Below are 17,324 nucleotides of genomic sequence, written 5' to 3'. Positions count from 1 at the left end.
TGCATAAAGTATAACTAATTTGTAAGCTATGATTGTGGGATGGTGGATGGGCCCGTTCACCATCAGCAAGCATTCTATAATTACAAAAAAAATATAAACATATAATTTTGAGGAGGCAATCTCTAATGGCTAAAGAAAAATTTGACCGTTCAAAAACGCATGCTAACATTGGTACAATCGGACACGTTGACCATGGTAAAACTACTTTAACTGCTGCAATCGCTACAGTTCTTTCTAAAAAAATGGGTGGTACAGCTAAATCTTACGCTGACATCGATAACGCTCCAGAAGAAAAAGAGCGTGGTATCACAATCAATACTTCTCACGTAGAATATGAAACAGCTACTCGTCACTATGCACACGTTGACTGCCCAGGACACGCTGACTATGTTAAAAACATGATCACTGGTGCTGCACAAATGGACGGCGGTATCTTAGTAGTATCTGCTGCTGATGGTCCAATGCCACAAACTCGTGAACACATCCTTTTATCTCGTCAAGTAGGTGTTCCATACTTAGTAGTATTCATGAACAAATGTGATATGGTTGACGACGAAGAATTATTAGAATTAGTAGAAATGGAAATCCGTGACCTACTATCTGAATATGACTTCCCAGGTGACGATCTTCCTGTAATCAAAGGTTCTGCTCTTAAAGCTCTTGAAGGCGAAGCAGAATGGGAAGAAAAAATCGTTGAATTAATGGACGCTGTAGATGCTTACATCCCAACTCCAGAACGTCAAACTGACAAACCATTCATGATGCCAGTTGAGGACGTATTCTCAATCACTGGTCGTGGTACAGTTGCAACTGGCCGTGTTGAACGTGGTCAAGTTAAAGTTGGTGACGTAGTTGAAATCATCGGTATCGCTGAAGAAGCTAAATCTACAACTGTAACTGGTGTAGAAATGTTCCGTAAATTATTAGACTATGCTGAAGCTGGTGACAACATCGGTGCTTTACTTCGTGGTGTAGCTCGTGAAGAAATCCAACGTGGTCAAGTATTAGCTAAACCAGGCTCAATCACTCCACACACTAACTTCAAAGCTGAAGTTTACGTTTTATCAAAAGAAGAGGGTGGCCGTCATACTCCATTCTTCACTAACTACCGTCCTCAGTTCTACTTCCGTACAACTGACGTAACAGGTATCTGTAACTTACCAGAAGGCGTTGAAATGGTAATGCCTGGTGATAACATCGAAATGACAGTAGAACTTATCGCTCCAATCGCTCTTGAAGAAGGTACTAAATTCTCTATCCGTGAGGGTGGCCGTACTGTAGGCGCTGGCGTAGTTGCTTCTATCCAAAAATAATTTTAGCGCAAGCTAATTTTTCAAAACCAATCTGTAGGGACGCTTACAGATTGGTTTTTTATGTTAAAATAAGTAAAGAACATTTGATAATCTTATTTGAATTAGATTATTTTATGTATACATAATAGGTGAAATACCAAAAAAGCAGAATTAGTAGTCTTTTTTACGAACTGCTAGCGATGAAAGCTAGTGCCAGAGATTAAAATAAAGTACAGTACAGAATCGCATCCCTTTTAATTGCTAACAATCGTTTAAATAGTTCATCTTCAAAAAGTTAGGATGACTATTTGTTAAAAATGTATGCCATATATAAGTTGATTGAAGTGGAGGCTGGGCGACTCCTTGGGAATCAGCGGTAGAGGAACGAAGGCTAAGAGTATCACGTCCTGTGATAACGCCTTCGTGACCAACATCGTGCTACTGCCGCTACGTTAGCACTACGCTTTCGCGCAAAAAACATCTGTTGCCCCAAGCGGCTCATCGGACGCCCCCAGTAAGCTTTGCTCTGTGCGAAAGCGAAGCGTCAGCGACAAATGTTTTATCTGTGCGAAAGCGAAGCGTCAGCGACAAATGTTTTATCTGCGCGAAAGCGAGGCGTCAGCGACAAATGTTTTATCTGCGCGAAAGCGAGGCGTCAGCGACAAATGTTTTATCTGCGCGAAAGCGAAGCGTCAGCGACAAAGCACCCAGCCGGAGCGGAAATCAACCTCACGTTATGATACTGTGCATATTTAGTACATAAAAACACTTCATGGAAGGGGAATTTGCAAGTGGAGATGAAAATATTGCTGATCGAAGATGATCCATCAATTTTTGAAATGATTCAGACGCGTTTTGCACAATGGACTCTTGAAGTTATTGGTCCTAAAGATTTCCGAAAAGTGATGGATGATTTTATTGAGGAAAAGCCACAGCTTGTATTGATTGATATTCAACTACCAGCCTATGATGGCTTTCATTGGTGTCGTGAGATTCGCCATATCTCAAAGGTGCCAATTCTCTTTCTATCATCACGGGATCACCCAATGGATATGGTGATGGCAATGCAAATGGGCGCTGATGATTTCGTACAGAAACCCTTCAATATGGACGTACTACTTGCAAAGGTACAGGCCATTTTACGTCGTACATATGATTATGTAGAAGAGTCGATGGATGTTACACGATTTAATGGTGCAGTTATTGACTATGCACGAAGTGAAATTATGTATGAAGGACAGCTTGTTTCCTTAACTAAAAATGAGCTTTTTATTTTACGTATTTTAGTGGAGAAGTCTGATCAAATTGTTTCTAGAGATGATTTAATGAGAAAGTTATGGGACGATGAGCGTTTTGTAAATGATAATACCTTATCTGTAAACGTAAATAGATTACGTGCAAAGCTTGAGGATATCGGTTTACAGGATGTTATTTTAACAAAAAAGGGACTGGGTTATATGGCAGTAACGCAGGGGACGTGAGTGAAAATGTTACTTTTATTTTTAAAAGAACGCCTTGCATGGATAGGCTTTTTTGTATTTATTATTGTTATTCTTAACGTTTTATTCACTTTAGATGCTGGATTAATTGGTGTTTCAATTTGGTATGTGAATGTTTCCTTGATTGTTAGTTTTATAGTTTTTTTTATATGGCGGTATGTAGTTGAAGTAGGGCAGTTGAAGGATTTCCTGGGAAATGTGGACAGCCATCTTGATGACGCACACAGTAGAAACTTAGCGTTATCACCTTTTCAAGCTGCGTATTTTACAAAGATTGAAGATGTCTTTTACGATAAGGATACGGAGTTAAATCAGGCAAAAGTACAGATACAGGAATATACAGATGAGCTCTTGGCCTGGGTTCATGAGGTAAAAGCACCATTAACTTCGATTAATTTAATGTTAGACCGTATAGAAGATTTAACTTTACGTCGTAAATTGGAAGCTGAGTGGTTAAGGCTACATTTATTGGTCGATCAGCAGCTACATCAAACACGTTTTTCTTCGATTGAAAAAGATAATTATATGGCAGAGATCGAGCTCAGAACGGTTGTCTATAAGGAAATAAGAGCTATGCAAGCGTGGTGTATTGAAAAAGGTATTGGTTTTGATGTGGATGAGTTAACGGAGACAGTGAAGACGGATGGTAAATGGCTAGCTTTTATCGTGCGACAAATTTTATCCAATGCGATTAAATATAGTCCTACAAATTCAGAAGTGTTGATATTTACGGAGGTAGATCCGATGGGCGCAACTTTACTACATATAAAAGATGCAGGCATTGGTATTTGTAAGGAGGATCTGCCTCGAATTTTTCAAAAGTCGTATACTGGAACAGCTGGGAGAGAATCTGCACAGTCAACAGGCATGGGTTTGTATTTAGCGCATAACGTGGCTCAGAAGATAGGTGTTCGTATTAGTGTACAATCAACTGTAGATGAAGGCTCAATATTTACCTTACGTTTTCCGTTACAAAATGAATATGTCAAACTAAAAGGTAGATGACGAAATTGTCACCTACCTTTTTATATTGTCATGTAAAACGCACGAATTGACGGAGTAGACAGGGTACACTTGAACTATAGAAAGGGGCGTTTACAAGTGGCAGTTTTAATTGGTCGTAAGGTAAAAAAAGTATATGGAAAAAAATCAACAGCTCAAGAGGTTTTAAAGGGCATTGATTTAGAAGTGAATAAAGGTGAATTTGTCGGCATTATGGGACCATCAGGCTCAGGAAAAACAACACTTTTAAACGTTTTGTGTTCGATTGACTTTGCAACAGAAGGTGTTATTGAAATAAACGGTCAAAACCTACGTGGTATGAAGGAGAAGGCGCTGGCTAATTTCCGCCGTGAGCAATTAGGGTTCATATTCCAGGATTATAATTTATTAGATACATTGACGGTGAAAGAAAATATTCTGCTCCCATTAGCCATTAGTAAACTACCGAAGGCTGTTGCGGAGAGTCGTTTAAAGGAGCTTACACACTTATTAGGTATTACCGAGATTTTAAATAAATACCCAAACGAAATATCTGGTGGCCAAAAGCAACGTACATCGGCAGCGCGTGCACTTATTACAAATCCATCGCTTGTATTTGCTGATGAACCTACAGGCGCACTTGATTCAAAATCAGCTACTGCACTTTTAAAAAACCTACAAAGTATTAATGAGACAAAAAAAGCGACGATTATGATGGTTACGCATGATGCGGTGGCAGCAAGCTTTTGTACACGCGTGTTATTTTTAAAGGACGGACTCATCTATAGTGAGCTATATAAAGGGGATAAAACGAGACAGGCATTTTTCCAAGAGATCATGCATACGCAAAGTGTGCTAGGTGGTGACGGTTATGAGTCTTAGTAAACTCGTGTTACGCAGCATGAAGAAAAATATGAAGCACTATTATTTATATTTCTTCGCACTTATTTTTAGTGTTACTTTATATTTTTCCTTTGTGACATTGCAAAATAACCCTGAAGTGCTAGTTACTGTACAACAGAGCGGTACAGCCACAGCAGGCTTTGAAGCAGCAACATATATGTTGTACTTTATTATTTTGTTTTTCGTACTATATGCAAACCATTTATTTATGAAGCGTCGCAGTAAGGAAGTAGGTTTGTATCAGTTGATAGGGATGACAAAGGGGCTTATCGTACGCTTATTGGCGGTAGAAAGTATCCTGTTATTTGTAGGCGCGGTCGTTTTAGGTATACTTGCGGGGTTCTTTAGCTCACGCTTATTCGCAATGATCTTACTGCGCATACTTGAAAAAGAGACATTTGTGGCAATGAAATTTAGTACAGAGGCATTACAGCAGTCTATCGTAGTATTTGCCATTCTACTAGTAATTGTACTTGTGCAAATGGCTTGGATGATTTATCGCGTATCATTACTATCGTTATTCAGTGCTGCAAAGCAAGCCGATGAGCGTGTAAAACGATTTAGTCCACTTCAAATGGTCATCGGTTTTTTAGGTCTTGTGTTAATTGTATATGGCTACTATGCATCAACAAAGTTATTCGATATTGACAATTCAGGCAATTTATTTTTAAATATGATCATTATTTTAGCTTCTACCATTGGCGGAACATTTCTCGTTTTCCGTTTCTCTGTAGCATTTATTATGAATTCAATTCGTCTAAAGAAAAATGGGCATTTATCTGTACATGATGTACTCGCATTAACACCAATTATGCATCGTATGAAAAGTAATGCAAAATCATTGACGCTCATTACTGTTTTAACGGGTGTATCACTCGGGATTGCCACATTAGCATATATTTCATATTATTCATCAGAAGCACATGCACATAGTTCAGTACCAGGTGATTATATATTGCTTGAAGATAATGATCAGGATTTTTTAAAAAAGCTAGAGGAAAATAAAATTGCTTATAATAAAATAGACTACCGATTACAGGGTGTAACAGCGGCAGTTGGACAATTAATACCAGAAGAAGATCAACAAGAAGGTAATCCTTTTTATTCTATGGAAGGAACTGTCTATACAATTCCACTTTCTGATTATCAACAAAGAGTTCCTGAGGCATCAGTATCTGGTAATGAAGCCATCTTAACAAACTATGGTGGTTATATGGAAGCGATGTTCAAGTTAGAGAAAGACCGTGATATTGTAGTATCTGCGGGAGAGCTTGAGGAAACTTTCCATGTTGTAGATATTCAAAAGGAAAGTATTATTAGTGGAATTGTGACTGGTGGGGCAGGAGGACCTATTTTTGTAGTAGCAGATGATGTATTTGAAAAGCTTGCTACAAAATCGGATCTTTTCCAATTTCATAAACAAACTACCATTATATTAGAGTCGAAAAGCGATATAGAGTTAGCTGAGAAATTGTATAAACAAACAATAGGTTCGGGTGTTATATCTGTTAGAGATAGCGAAGGCAGAACAATGAAATTTACGCAAACATCTTATGAAGGTGAGCGTCAAGAAAATATTGAAACATTAGGCATAACAATTTTTACAACGGCCTTTTTAGCTTTAGCATTTTTAATGACAACAGGTAGTATTTTATACTTTAAACAAATGTCTGAGGCTGAAGAGGAAAGAGGTTCATACACAATTTTAAGGAAAATCGGTTTTGCAGAAAAAGATATTATGAAAGGTATATATATGAAACAAGCCTTTAACTTCGGTGTTCCATTAATAATAGGGTTACTCCATAGTTACTTTGCTGTTAAATCAGGGTGGTTCTTCTTTGGAACTGAGTTAACAATCCCATTATGGATTGCTATGGGCTGCTATATAGCGTTATATGCTATTTTCGCTGTACTTTCTATTGGTTATTATAAAAAAGTCATTCGCGAATCACTGTAATAGGAAAAAAACTAAAAGCAGTATGATTATTTAAGATCATACTGTTTTTTTTTGCGTCGTTTGAACTTGGAAAATTATTATAGAGGTATAAAAATATCTTGACTTTCAATTAGCAGACGATTAAAGTTTAATCTGTTAGTAATCTAGTGTGTGAAAGTGGAGTGTTAAAATGAACGCAGTAATAGTGGCAGTAGCTGTCATGTTAATATTAAGCTTGCTCCGTATCAATGTTGTTCTTTCTCTTGTATTGGGGGCCTTTGTAGGAGGCTTAGCGAGTGGCATGGGGATAGAAGCAACTGTTCAATCATTTACAGAGGGATTAGGAGCAGGTGCAACGATTGCTTTAAGTTATGGATTGCTTGGTGGTTTTGCTATTGCCATTTCAAAAACGGGAATTCCTGAATTAATGATTGCAGGGATTTTAAAGATATTAAATAAAAACGGTTCAAGTAATCGAAAAGGTTTAGTAAAGGTCTTAATCTTTTTACTCATCTTTTTGATGTCAATTTTCTCACAAAATTTAATTCCAATTCATATAGCTTTTATTCCATTACTGATTCCTCCAATCTTAAAGGTTTTAAATATACTAGAGGTTGACCGACGAATTATTGCAACATTAATCGCTGTTGGTTTAATAGGAACATATAGTTTCGTCCCAGCTGGTTTCGGAGCTATTTTCCAAGATATCGTTTCTACACAAGTATCTGAAGCTGGTATGGAGGTATCTTCACGTGATGTACCGGTAGCGATGGCTATACCTGTTCTAGGGATGCTAATTGGATTAGGTATAGCATTTTTTGTTTATCGAAAACCTCGGCAATATCAAAATAATGATGTTGAAACAGAGTCTTTAAATGTTAATGTTAGTAAATATGTTATTTTTTCAACGGCTGCGGCTTTAATCGTGTCATTATGTGCGCAAATTTATACTGATTCGATGATTGTTGGTGCTTTTGCAGGGATTATGATTATGTATTTTACAGGTGCACTTAAATGGAAAGAAGCAGATGAAATCCTTTCTGAGGGAATGAAAATGATGGCCTTTATTGGTTTTGTTATGATCGCTGCAAATGGGTTTGCATCTGTTATTAACGCCACAGGTCAAGTAGATAGCTTAATTACTAATGCATTAGCAGTTCTTCAAGGGAATAAGAGTCTTGCTGTATTCATTATGTTGGTTATTGGTTTAATCGTAACGATGGGGATCGGTTCATCGTTCGCAACAGTACCTATTATTGCGACCTTATTCGTACCCCTTGCACAAGGATTAGGATTGAGTCCTTTGGCGATTATTTGTCTAATAGGTACAGCGGGTGCTTTAGGCGATGCAGGATCTCCTGCTTCAGACTCTACGCTTGGACCAACTGCAGGTTTAAATGTAGATGGACAGCATAATCACATTTGGGATACGTGTGTGCCGACGTTCCTATTTATTAACATCCCACTTATTATATTTGGTTGGGTTGCATGTGTGTTCTTCTTATAAAGATATAGAAAGAGCGGTTTCTAAATATTAGAGACTGCTTTTTTATTGTTAAAGAAACGATAGACTATTAATTAAGACATAACTAAGGGCATAATTTTCATCTAGGATATAGCACTACATCCTCGAAGTAAGTTTGTCAGCGATTAAGTGAACTCGTTCTTGGATTAATTAATTGTTTGAAATGTTCGAAAACGTTGATATAACAACCTTAAGTGTTGCAATATGCATAGAAATTTTATATACTAATAAACGGCTTAGATAAGCGAGAAATATTAAGTAGTATGAATACCTGCAACATTTAAAAGAATTTAGCGAAAAGACTTGCTTATTCTTTTTTTATTGTATATAATGTTGAATGTTGGTCTTTGACTGCGATGAAGCGAGAGGTTGCCGACACACCCGGCCGCTTTGCCATGGCGGTGCGTTGGAAAATTTTCGTGGAGAATGTCTAGAAAATAGGCGAGAAGGAGGGAAAATAATGGCAAAACAAAAGATTCGTATTCGTTTAAAAGCGTATGATCACCGTATTTTAGATCAGTCTGCTGAGAAAATTGTGGAAACTGCAAAACGTTCAGGTGCAAGTGTATCAGGTCCGATTCCACTTCCAACTGAGAAGTCTGTGTACACAATTCTTCGTGCGGTTCACAAGTACAAAGATTCTCGTGAACAATTCGAAATGCGTACGCATAAACGTCTGATCGATATCGTTAACCCAACACCACAAACTGTTGATGCGTTAATGAAACTTGATTTACCATCTGGCGTTGATATCGAAATCAAACTTTAATGGTAAAAATATAACTTTTTAAAACTTACAGGAGGTGTGACAAATGGCTAAAGGAATCTTAGGTAGAAAAATTGGTATGACACAAGTTTTCGCTGAAAACGGCGATTTAATCCCGGTAACAGTTATCGAAGCTACTCCAAACGTAGTTCTTCAAAAGAAAACTGTTGATACAGATGGCTACGAAGCGATCCAAGTTGGTTTCGAAGACAAGCGCGTTAAGCTTTCTAACAAACCAGAACAAGGTCACGTAGCAAAAGCGAACACTGCTCCTAAGCGCTTCATTCGTGAATTCCGCAACGTGAACGTGGGAGAATACGAAGTTGGTCAAGAAGTCAAAGTAGAAATTTTCGCAGAAGGCGATGTAATTGATGTAACAGGTGTTACTAAAGGTAAAGGTTTCCAAGGCGTAATTAAACGCCATGGTCAATCTCGTGGTCCTATGGCCCACGGTTCTCGTTACCACCGTCGTCCTGGTTCAATGGGTCCAGTTGCTCCGAACCGCGTATTCAAACAAAAGAAATTACCTGGTCAAATGGGTGGCACAGTAGTTACAATCCAAAACTTAGAAATCGTGAAAGTTGATGCGGAACGTAACTTACTACTTGTTAAAGGTAATGTTCCTGGTTCTAAAAAAGCTCTAGTTACAGTTAAAACTGCAATTAAAGCTAAGTAATCACCTAAGGAAAGGAGGAAACAGGAATGACAAAAGTATCTGTACTTAGTCAAACAGGTGCTTCAGTTGGTGAAATCGAGTTAAACGATGCGATTTTTGGAATCGAGCCAAATGAAGCAGTATTATTCGACGCTGTAGTAGCACAACGCGCTTCTCTTCGTCAAGGTAATCACAAGGTTAAAAACCGTTCTGAAGTTGCTGGTGGTGGTCGTAAACCATGGCGTCAAAAAGGAACTGGTCGTGCTCGTCAAGGTTCTATCCGTTCTCCACAATGGCGCGGCGGTGGTATCGTATTCGGTCCAACTCCACGTAGCTACTCTTACAAATTACCTAAAAAAGTTCGTCGCTTAGCTCTTAAATCTGCTTTATCAGCTAAAGTTGTAGAACAAAACTTCTTAGTTCTTGATGCTCTTACACTAGCAGCACCAAAAACAAAAGAATTTACAAAAATCCTTAAAGATCTTTCTTTAGAGAAAAAATCTTTATTCGTTACTGCTGACCTAGATGAAAACGTAGCATTATCTGCTCGTAACATCCCTGGTGTAACAGTTTTAACTGCAAATGGAATCAACGTTCTTGATCTATTAGGTCATGAAAAAGTTGTATTCACAAAATCTGCAGTAGAAAAAGTTGAGGAGGTGCTTGGATAATGGAAGCACGTGATATTTTAAAACGTCCGGTCATTACTGAGCGTTCTTCAGAACTTATGGCAGAGAAAAAGTATACTTTCGAAGTAGACACTCGCGCTAACAAAACTCAAGTAAAAGACGCTGTAGAAGAAATCTTTGGTGTTGAAGTTGAGAAAGTAAACGTTCTTAACTACAAAGGTAAATTCAAACGCGTTGGCCGTTACGGTGGTTACACTAACAAACGTCGTAAAGCGATTGTTAAATTAACTGCGGACAGCAAAGAAATTGAATTATTCGAAATGTAATCCTTAAAGGATTTATGATTTGAACACTTAAGAAGGAGGGAAAACACAATGGCGATTAAAAAGTATAAACCTACCTCTAATGGTCGTCGTAATATGACGTCTTTAGACTTTGCGGAAATTACAACTAACAAGCCTGAGAAATCATTGCTTGAACCAACTAAACGCAAAGCTGGTCGTAACAACCAAGGTAAAATCACTGTTCGTCATCATGGTGGTGGTCATAAGAAGCAATACCGTGTTATCGATTTCAAACGTGTTAAAGATGGCATTCCGGCAAAAGTTGCTACTATTGAATATGATCCAAACCGTTCTGCGAATATCGCATTAATTAATTACGCTGATGGAGCAAAAGCTTACATCTTAGCACCAAAAGGTCTAGAGGTTGGTCAAACAATCGTATCTGGTCCAGATGCTGATATTAAAGCAGGTAACGCATTACCATTAGCAAACATTCCAATGGGTACTACAATCCATAACATCGAGTTAAAACCTGGTAAAGGTGGACAATTAGTACGTTCTGCTGGTACTTCTGCGCAAGTACTTGGTCGTGAAGATAAGTACGTAATCGTTCGTCTTCAATCTGGTGAAGTACGTTTAGTTTTAGCTACTTGCCGTGCTACAATCGGTCAAGTTGGTAACGAACAACACGAACTTGTAAACATCGGTAAAGCAGGTCGTAGCCGTTGGTTAGGTAAACGCCCAGTAGTTCGTGGTTCTGTAATGAACCCTAACGATCACCCACACGGTGGTGGTGAAGGACGTTCTCCAATCGGACGTAAATCACCAATGACTCCTTGGGGTAAACCAGCACTTGGTTACAAAACTCGCAAGAAGAAAAACAAATCGGATAAATTCATCATCCGTAGTCGTAAAAAATAAAGTGGTTAAACTACGGTTCTATGTGAGAGCCGTGGTGGAATCACGGAGGGAGGTTCCTACATGGGTCGCAGCTTGAAAAAAGGACCTTTTGTCGATGACCACTTAATGAAAAAAGTGGAAGCGCAAGAGGCTTCTGAGAAAAAACAAGTTATTAAAACTTGGTCACGCCGTTCTACAATCTTCCCGAACTTCATCGGTTTAACGATTGCTGTTTATGATGGACGTAAACACGTTCCTGTATACGTAACAGAAGATATGGTCGGCCACAAACTTGGTGAGTTCGCACCGACTCGTACTTACAAAGGTCACGGTGCAGACGACAAGAAAACAAGACGCTAATTTTGAGAGGAGGTAAATCCTAATGACACAAGCTAAAGCTATCGCTCGTACAGTACGCATTGCTCCTCGTAAAGTGCGTCTAGTTGTAGACTTAATCCGAGGCAAGCAAGTTGGTGAAGCAGTTGCAATTTTACGTCATACTCCAAAAGCGGCGTCTCCAGTCGTTGAAAAAGTATTAAAATCTGCAGTTGCTAACGCTGAGCATAACTACGATCTTGACATCAACTCTTTAGTAGTTTCTGAAGTATTCGTTGATGAAGGTCCAACATTAAAACGTTTCCGTCCACGTGCACAAGGACGCGCAAGCGCAATTAACAAACGCACAAGCCACATTACTCTAGTGGTATCTGAGAAGAAGGAGGGTTAATCCGTGGGTCAAAAAGTACATCCAATAGGACTACGCGTTGGTATTATTCGTGACTGGGAGTCAAAATGGTACGCTGAAAAAGACTATGCAACTCTACTTCACGAAGACATCAAAGTGCGTAAATATATTGAAACGGCTCTTAAAGACGCTTCTGTTTCTAAAGTAGAAATCGAACGTGCTGCGAACCGTGTAAACATTACAATTCACACTGCGAAACCAGGTATGGTAATCGGTAAAGGTGGTACTGAAGTTGAAAATCTTCGTAAATACCTTAGCGAGTTAACTGGTAAACGTGTACACATTAACATTATCGAAATCAAACGTGCTGATCTTGACGCTCGTCTAGTAGCTGAAAACATCGCTCGTCAATTAGAAAACCGTGTATCATTCCGTCGTGCGCAAAAGCAAGCGATCCAACGCACAATCCGTGCTGGTGCAAAAGGAATTAAAACACAAGTATCTGGTCGTTTAGGTGGCGCTGATATCGCGCGTGCTGAACACTATAGTGAAGGAACTGTTCCACTTCATACTCTACGTGCTGACATTGACTATGCACACGCAGAAGCTGACACTACTTACGGTAAATTAGGCGTTAAAGTATGGATCTACCGTGGTGAAGTTCTTCCTACGAAGAAATCTGTGGAAGGAGGCAAATAATATGTTATTGCCTAAACGCGTAAAATACCGTCGTGAACACCGCGGAAACATGCGTGGCGAAGCGAAAGGCGGCAAAGAAGTATCTTTCGGCGAATGGGGCTTACAAGCTCAAACAGCTAGCTGGATTACTAACCGTCAAATCGAATCTGCCCGTATCGCGATGACTCGTTACATGAAACGTGGCGGTAAAGTTTGGATTAAAATCTTCCCACACAAGCCTTACACTAAAAAACCTCTAGAAGTCCGCATGGGTTCTGGTAAAGGTTCTCCTGAAGGCTGGGTAGCAGTAGTAAAACCAGGAAAAGTTATGTTCGAAATCGCTGGTGTATCTGAAGAGGTAGCACGTGAAGCACTTCGTTTAGCATCACATAAGCTTCCTGTTAAATGTAAGATCGTAAAACGTCAAGAAACTGGTGGTGAATCTAATGAAAGCTAATGAAATCCGTGACCTTGCCACTTCTGAAATCGAATTAAAAGTGAAATCACTGAAAGAAGAGCTTTTCAACCTTCGCTTCCAATTGGCGACTGGTCAATTAGAAAACACAGCTCGTATTCGTGAAGTGCGTAAAGCAATCGCGCGTATGAAAACTGTTATTCGTGAAAGAGAAATCAGTGCAAATAACTGATAAAGGAGGTTTTCAAGTATGACTGAGCGTAATCAACGCAAAGTTTACACGGGCCGCGTTGTTTCAGATAAAATGGATAAAACGATTTCTGTTTTAGTTGAAACTCACAAAAAGCACAAGCTTTATGGTAAACGTGTAAAATACTCTAAAAAGTTTAAAGCTCATGATGAGTTAAACACAGCGAAAATCGGTGATATCGTACGTATCATGGAAACTCGCCCGCTATCAGCTACTAAACGATTCCGTCTAGTTGAAGTTGTAGAAAAAGCGGTTATTATTTAATAACTATTTCGGAACAACCAATTTCCGAAGGGAGGTAACCTAAGTGATCCAACAAGAAAGTCGTATGAAAGTTGCTGACAACTCAGGTGCACGTGAAGTTCTTACAATTAAAGTGCTTGGTGGCTCTGGCCGTAAAACTGCTAACATCGGTGATATCGTTGTTTGTACAGTTAAGAAAGCAACACCAGGTGGCGTTGTCAAGAAGGGTGACGTTGTTAAAGCTGTTATCGTTCGTACTAAATCAGGCGTACGTCGTAAAGATGGTACGTACATCAAATTTGATGAAAATGCTTGTGTAATTATTCGTGATGATAAATCACCACGCGGAACTCGTATTTTCGGACCTGTTGCACGTGAATTACGTGACAGCAACTTCATGAAAATCGTTTCTCTAGCTCCAGAAGTTCTTTAATTTCATGATAGTGCCAATCAAGGAGGTGCGACAGCATGCATGTAAAAAAAGGTGACAAGGTTAAGGTAATCACTGGTAAGGACAAAGGCAAAGAAGGCGTAATCCTTGCTGCTTACCCTAAACAAGATCGCGTTCTTGTTGAAGGTGTGAACATCGTGAAAAAACACGTAAAACCTAACCAATTGAATCCACAAGGTGGAATTGTTAGCCAAGAAGCTGCAATTCACGTTTCGAACGTAATGCTAATCGATCCTAAATCTGGCGAGCCGACTCGTGTAGGTTATAAAATCGAAAACGGTAAAAAAGTTCGTGTTGCAAAAAAATCAGGTGCAGTAATCGACTAACTAGTATAAAAAGAAGGGAGGTACACACATGAGCCGCCTAAAAGAAAAATATTTAAATGAAGTTTCAACTGCTCTTATGAGCAAGTTTGGATATGAATCAGTTATGCAATTGCCGAAAGTTGAGAAAATCGTTATCAACATGGGTGTTGGTGATGCAGTTCAAAACTCAAAAGCATTAGATTCAGCTGTAGAAGAATTAACAATTATCACTGGTCAAAAACCAGTTGTAACTAAAGCGAAAAAATCGATCGCAGGTTTCCGTCTACGTGAAGGTATGCCTATCGGTGCTAAAGTTACATTACGCGGTGAGCGTATGTATGAATTCTTGGACAAATTAATCTCAATTTCACTACCTCGTGTACGTGACTTCCGCGGTGTTTCTAAAAAAGCATTCGATGGTCGCGGTAACTACACTTTAGGTGTTAAAGAGCAATTAATTTTCCCAGAAATCGATTACGATAAAGTTTCAAAAGTACGCGGTATGGACATCGTGATCGTAACGACAGCGAACTCTGACGAAGAAGCTCGCGAGTTATTGACACAATTCGGTATGCCGTTCCAAAAGTAATTAAACAAGGAGGGCGAAAACGTGGCTAAAAAATCTATGATCGTTAAACAACAACGTAAGCAAAAGTTTAAAGTGCAAGAATATACACGTTGTGAACGCTGTGGTCGTCCACACTCTGTATATCGCAAATTCAAACTTTGCCGTATTTGTTTCCGAGAACTTGCATATAAGGGACAAATTCCTGGCGTGAAAAAAGCCAGCTGGTAATCCCCTAATTTGGGAAGGAGGTAAATGTAATGACAATGACTGATCCGATTGCAGATATGCTTACTCGCATTCGTAATGCGAACATGGTTCGTCACGAGAAGTTAGAAGTACCAGCTTCCAACGTGAAAAAAGAAATCGCTGAAATTTTAAAGCGCGAAGGTTTCGTACGTGACGTAGAATACGTAGAAGATAACAAGCAAGGTATTATCCGTATCTTCTTAAAATACGGTAAAGATAACGAGCGTGTTATCACTGGTTTAAAACGTATTTCTAAACCTGGTCTACGAGTATATGCTAAAACAAATGAAGTGCCTAAAGTACTGAACGGTCTTGGTATCGCTTTAGTGTCAACTTCACAAGGTCTATTAACTGATAAAGAAGCTCGCGCTAAACAAGTTGGCGGCGAAGTTCTAGCATACGTTTGGTAATTAGCAATAAATGAATGGAGGTGCAACTAAATGTCTCGTGTAGGTAAAAAAATTATCGAGGTACCAGCTAACGTAACTGTTACTGTTGCAGCTGACAACACTGTTACTGTTAAAGGTCCTAAAGGCGAACTTGTTCGTTCTTTCCACCAAGATATGAAAATTGAGCAAGAAGGTAACGTGATTACTGTATCTCGCCCTTCTGACTCAAAAGAACACCGCACAAACCACGGTACAACTCGTGCGCTTTTAGCGAACATGGTTACTGGTGTTTCTGCAGGTTTCGAAAAATCATTAGAACTAATCGGTGTCGGTTACCGTGCGCAATTACAAGGTAAAAAACTTGTTCTTAACGTAGGTTACTCTCACCCAGTTGAGTTCACACCTGAAGATGGTCTAGAAGTAGAAGTTCCTTCTAACACTAAAATCATCGTTAAAGGTATTAGCAAAGAACGCGTTGGCGCTCTTGCATCTAACATCCGTGACGTTCGTCCACCAGAGCCATACAAAGGTAAAGGTATCCGTTACGAAGGCGAATACGTTCGTCGTAAAGAAGGTAAAACAGGTAAATAATGCTGCCTAAGCATTAGAAAGGAGTGACCCTTGTGATTACGAAACAAGATAAAAATCAGGTTCGTAAAAAACGTCATGCACGTGTACGTTCTAAAATTTCGGGTACTGCTGAGCGTCCACGCTTAAACGTATTCCGTTCTAACAAGAACATTTACGCGCAACTTATCGATGACGTAGCAGGCGTAACACTTGTTAGCGCATCTTCTCAAGAAAATGGTTTTGAAGGTGCTGGTAGCAATGTTGATGCTGCAACTAAAGTCGGTGAAACAATCGCAAAACGCGCTACGGAAAAAAATATTACTGCTGTAGTATTTGACCGTGGTGGTTACTTATATCATGGACGTGTAAAAGCTTTAGCTGAAGCTGCACGTGAGAACGGTTTAGAATTTTAATAAGAAGGAGGGACACATTTCATGAGTCGAATTGACGCAAACAAACTTGGAGAACTTGAAGAACGCGTAGTTACTATTAACCGTGTTGCTAAAGTTGTTAAAGGTGGACGTCGCTTCCGCTTCACAGCATTAGTTGTTGTTGGCGATAAAAACGGACATGTAGGTTTCGGTACTGGTAAAGCTCAAGAAGTGCCAGACGCTATCCGCAAAGCTGTTGAAGATGCGAAGAAAAACTTAATCGAAGTGCCACGCGTAGGTGGAACAACTCCACACTTAGTGCAAGGTCGCTTTGGTGCAGGAGAAATCCTAATTAAACCTGCTGCTCCTGGTACAGGGGTTATCGCTGGTGGTCCAGTACGTGCCGTACTAGAACTTGCTGGTATTACTGATATTCTTTCAAAATCACTTGGATCTAACACACCAATTAACATGGTGCGTGCAACTATTCAAGGTTTAACTGAATTAAAACGCGTAGAGGACGTAGCGAAATTACGTGGTAAATCAGTGGAAGAAATATTAGGATAAGGGGGGAAAGATAATGGCTAACAAATTACAAATCACCCTTACAAAATCAGTGATTGGTTCTAAACCAGCACAACGTAAAACTATCGAAGCATTAGGTTTACGTAAATTAAACCAAACTGTTGAGAAAGCTGATAATGCAGCAACTCGCGGTATGATTGATGTAGTAGCTCACTTAGTTACTGTAAAAGAAAACTAATTTTTAATTAACGAACAAGG

At 39.3% G+C, this 17,324-nt stretch carries 27 protein-coding genes; all 27 read left to right on the top strand.

Annotation, left to right across the window (positions count from 1 at the left end):
* The first annotated feature begins 125 nt into the window (after window positions 1-125).
* Window positions 126-1,313, top strand: coding sequence for an elongation factor Tu (tuf, locus tag AB9L17_RS24350; RefSeq protein ID WP_068986548.1), 1,188 nt, complete (start codon window positions 126-128; stop codon window positions 1,311-1,313).
* A 500-nt stretch (window positions 1,314-1,813) separates the two neighbouring features.
* Entirely contained in the window at window positions 1,814-2,032 is a 219-nt protein-coding gene (locus AB9L17_RS24345; RefSeq protein ID WP_375199901.1) for a hypothetical protein, read from the top strand.
* A 57-nt stretch (window positions 2,033-2,089) separates the two neighbouring features.
* The gene (locus tag AB9L17_RS24340) at window positions 2,090-2,773 is read left to right on the top strand and encodes a response regulator transcription factor (protein WP_068986565.1); all 684 of its coding nucleotides are present in this window, start codon (window positions 2,090-2,092) and stop codon (window positions 2,771-2,773) included.
* A gap of 6 nt (window positions 2,774-2,779) precedes the next feature.
* Window positions 2,780-3,796 carry a sensor histidine kinase gene (locus AB9L17_RS24335; RefSeq protein ID WP_223553760.1) on the top strand — a complete coding sequence of 339 codons (1,017 nt, stop codon included), beginning with the start codon at window positions 2,780-2,782 and terminating at the stop codon, window positions 3,794-3,796.
* A 96-nt stretch (window positions 3,797-3,892) separates the two neighbouring features.
* The gene (locus AB9L17_RS24330; RefSeq protein WP_068986547.1) at window positions 3,893-4,654 is read left to right on the top strand and encodes an ABC transporter ATP-binding protein; all 762 of its coding nucleotides are present in this window, start codon (window positions 3,893-3,895) and stop codon (window positions 4,652-4,654) included.
* A complete protein-coding gene (locus tag AB9L17_RS24325; RefSeq protein WP_068986546.1) occupies window positions 4,644-6,632 on the top strand; it encodes an FtsX-like permease family protein in 1,989 nt (662 codons plus the stop codon). Before AB9L17_RS24330 ends, AB9L17_RS24325 begins: the two co-directional genes overlap by 11 nt.
* 169 nt (window positions 6,633-6,801) lie before the next feature.
* The gene (locus tag AB9L17_RS24320; RefSeq protein WP_068986545.1) at window positions 6,802-8,118 is read left to right on the top strand and encodes a Na+/H+ antiporter family protein; all 1,317 of its coding nucleotides are present in this window, start codon (window positions 6,802-6,804) and stop codon (window positions 8,116-8,118) included.
* Between the two features lie 478 nt (window positions 8,119-8,596).
* Window positions 8,597-8,905, top strand: a complete 309-nt coding sequence (gene rpsJ, locus AB9L17_RS24315) for a 30S ribosomal protein S10 (protein WP_004233624.1) — start codon at window positions 8,597-8,599, stop codon at window positions 8,903-8,905.
* A gap of 43 nt (window positions 8,906-8,948) precedes the next feature.
* A complete protein-coding gene (gene rplC, locus AB9L17_RS24310; protein ID WP_068986544.1) occupies window positions 8,949-9,578 on the top strand; it encodes a 50S ribosomal protein L3 in 630 nt (209 codons plus the stop codon).
* Window positions 9,579-9,604: 26 nt separating this feature from the next.
* Window positions 9,605-10,228 (top strand): 50S ribosomal protein L4, encoded by a 624-nt coding sequence (gene rplD / locus AB9L17_RS24305; RefSeq protein WP_012296062.1) that lies wholly within the window; start codon window positions 9,605-9,607, stop codon window positions 10,226-10,228.
* Window positions 10,228-10,512, top strand: a complete 285-nt coding sequence (gene rplW / locus AB9L17_RS24300; RefSeq protein ID WP_068986543.1) for a 50S ribosomal protein L23 — start codon at window positions 10,228-10,230, stop codon at window positions 10,510-10,512. The genes rplD and rplW overlap by 1 nt, the downstream gene beginning before the upstream one ends.
* Before the next feature lie 48 nt (window positions 10,513-10,560).
* Window positions 10,561-11,391, top strand: coding sequence for a 50S ribosomal protein L2 (gene rplB, locus AB9L17_RS24295; RefSeq protein WP_068986542.1), 831 nt, complete (start codon window positions 10,561-10,563; stop codon window positions 11,389-11,391).
* A 60-nt stretch (window positions 11,392-11,451) separates the two neighbouring features.
* A complete protein-coding gene (gene rpsS, locus AB9L17_RS24290; RefSeq protein WP_004233637.1) occupies window positions 11,452-11,730 on the top strand; it encodes a 30S ribosomal protein S19 in 279 nt (92 codons plus the stop codon).
* 22 nt (window positions 11,731-11,752) lie between these two features.
* Window positions 11,753-12,097, top strand: coding sequence for a 50S ribosomal protein L22 (gene rplV, locus AB9L17_RS24285; RefSeq protein WP_004233639.1), 345 nt, complete (start codon window positions 11,753-11,755; stop codon window positions 12,095-12,097).
* 3 nt (window positions 12,098-12,100) lie between these two features.
* Entirely contained in the window at window positions 12,101-12,754 is a 654-nt protein-coding gene (gene rpsC / locus AB9L17_RS24280; protein ID WP_025116438.1) for a 30S ribosomal protein S3, read from the top strand.
* Window position 12,755: 1 nt separating this feature from the next.
* Entirely contained in the window at window positions 12,756-13,190 is a 435-nt protein-coding gene (gene rplP, locus AB9L17_RS24275) for a 50S ribosomal protein L16 (protein ID WP_054767906.1), read from the top strand.
* On the top strand, window positions 13,180-13,380 hold the full coding sequence (gene rpmC, locus AB9L17_RS24270) for a 50S ribosomal protein L29 (protein ID WP_004233646.1): 201 nt from the start codon (window positions 13,180-13,182) through the stop codon (window positions 13,378-13,380). Before rplP ends, rpmC begins: the two co-directional genes overlap by 11 nt.
* Before the next feature lie 18 nt (window positions 13,381-13,398).
* Entirely contained in the window at window positions 13,399-13,662 is a 264-nt protein-coding gene (gene rpsQ / locus AB9L17_RS24265; protein WP_053482810.1) for a 30S ribosomal protein S17, read from the top strand.
* A 43-nt stretch (window positions 13,663-13,705) separates the two neighbouring features.
* Window positions 13,706-14,074, top strand: a complete 369-nt coding sequence (gene rplN / locus AB9L17_RS24260; RefSeq protein WP_004233650.1) for a 50S ribosomal protein L14 — start codon at window positions 13,706-13,708, stop codon at window positions 14,072-14,074.
* 35 nt (window positions 14,075-14,109) lie between these two features.
* Window positions 14,110-14,418, top strand: a complete 309-nt coding sequence (gene rplX, locus AB9L17_RS24255) for a 50S ribosomal protein L24 (RefSeq protein WP_053482809.1) — start codon at window positions 14,110-14,112, stop codon at window positions 14,416-14,418.
* 28 nt (window positions 14,419-14,446) lie between these two features.
* Window positions 14,447-14,986, top strand: a complete 540-nt coding sequence (gene rplE / locus AB9L17_RS24250; protein WP_068986541.1) for a 50S ribosomal protein L5 — start codon at window positions 14,447-14,449, stop codon at window positions 14,984-14,986.
* A 21-nt stretch (window positions 14,987-15,007) separates the two neighbouring features.
* Entirely contained in the window at window positions 15,008-15,193 is a 186-nt protein-coding gene (locus AB9L17_RS24245) for a type Z 30S ribosomal protein S14 (protein ID WP_004233656.1), read from the top strand.
* Window positions 15,194-15,222: 29 nt separating this feature from the next.
* Window positions 15,223-15,621: a 30S ribosomal protein S8 gene (rpsH, locus tag AB9L17_RS24240; protein ID WP_008181717.1), complete on the top strand. Its 399-nt coding sequence runs from the start codon at window positions 15,223-15,225 to the stop codon at window positions 15,619-15,621.
* Window positions 15,622-15,651: 30 nt separating this feature from the next.
* A complete protein-coding gene (gene rplF / locus AB9L17_RS24235; RefSeq protein ID WP_068986540.1) occupies window positions 15,652-16,191 on the top strand; it encodes a 50S ribosomal protein L6 in 540 nt (179 codons plus the stop codon).
* Window positions 16,192-16,223: 32 nt separating this feature from the next.
* The gene (gene rplR, locus AB9L17_RS24230; protein ID WP_083227117.1) at window positions 16,224-16,583 is read left to right on the top strand and encodes a 50S ribosomal protein L18; all 360 of its coding nucleotides are present in this window, start codon (window positions 16,224-16,226) and stop codon (window positions 16,581-16,583) included.
* A gap of 21 nt (window positions 16,584-16,604) precedes the next feature.
* On the top strand, window positions 16,605-17,108 hold the full coding sequence (gene rpsE, locus AB9L17_RS24225) for a 30S ribosomal protein S5 (RefSeq protein WP_068986538.1): 504 nt from the start codon (window positions 16,605-16,607) through the stop codon (window positions 17,106-17,108).
* Between the two features lie 13 nt (window positions 17,109-17,121).
* Window positions 17,122-17,304 (top strand): 50S ribosomal protein L30, encoded by a 183-nt coding sequence (gene rpmD, locus AB9L17_RS24220; protein WP_068986537.1) that lies wholly within the window; start codon window positions 17,122-17,124, stop codon window positions 17,302-17,304.
* Window positions 17,305-17,324 lie beyond the last annotated feature (20 nt).

It is taken from the genome of Lysinibacillus sp. RS11 (assembly GCF_042019215.1).
Lineage (GTDB): Bacteria > Bacillota > Bacilli > Bacillales_A > Planococcaceae > Lysinibacillus > Lysinibacillus xylanilyticus_A.
Note: the sequence above shows the minus strand (reverse complement) of the source record. Positions and strands in the feature narration are given on the sequence as shown.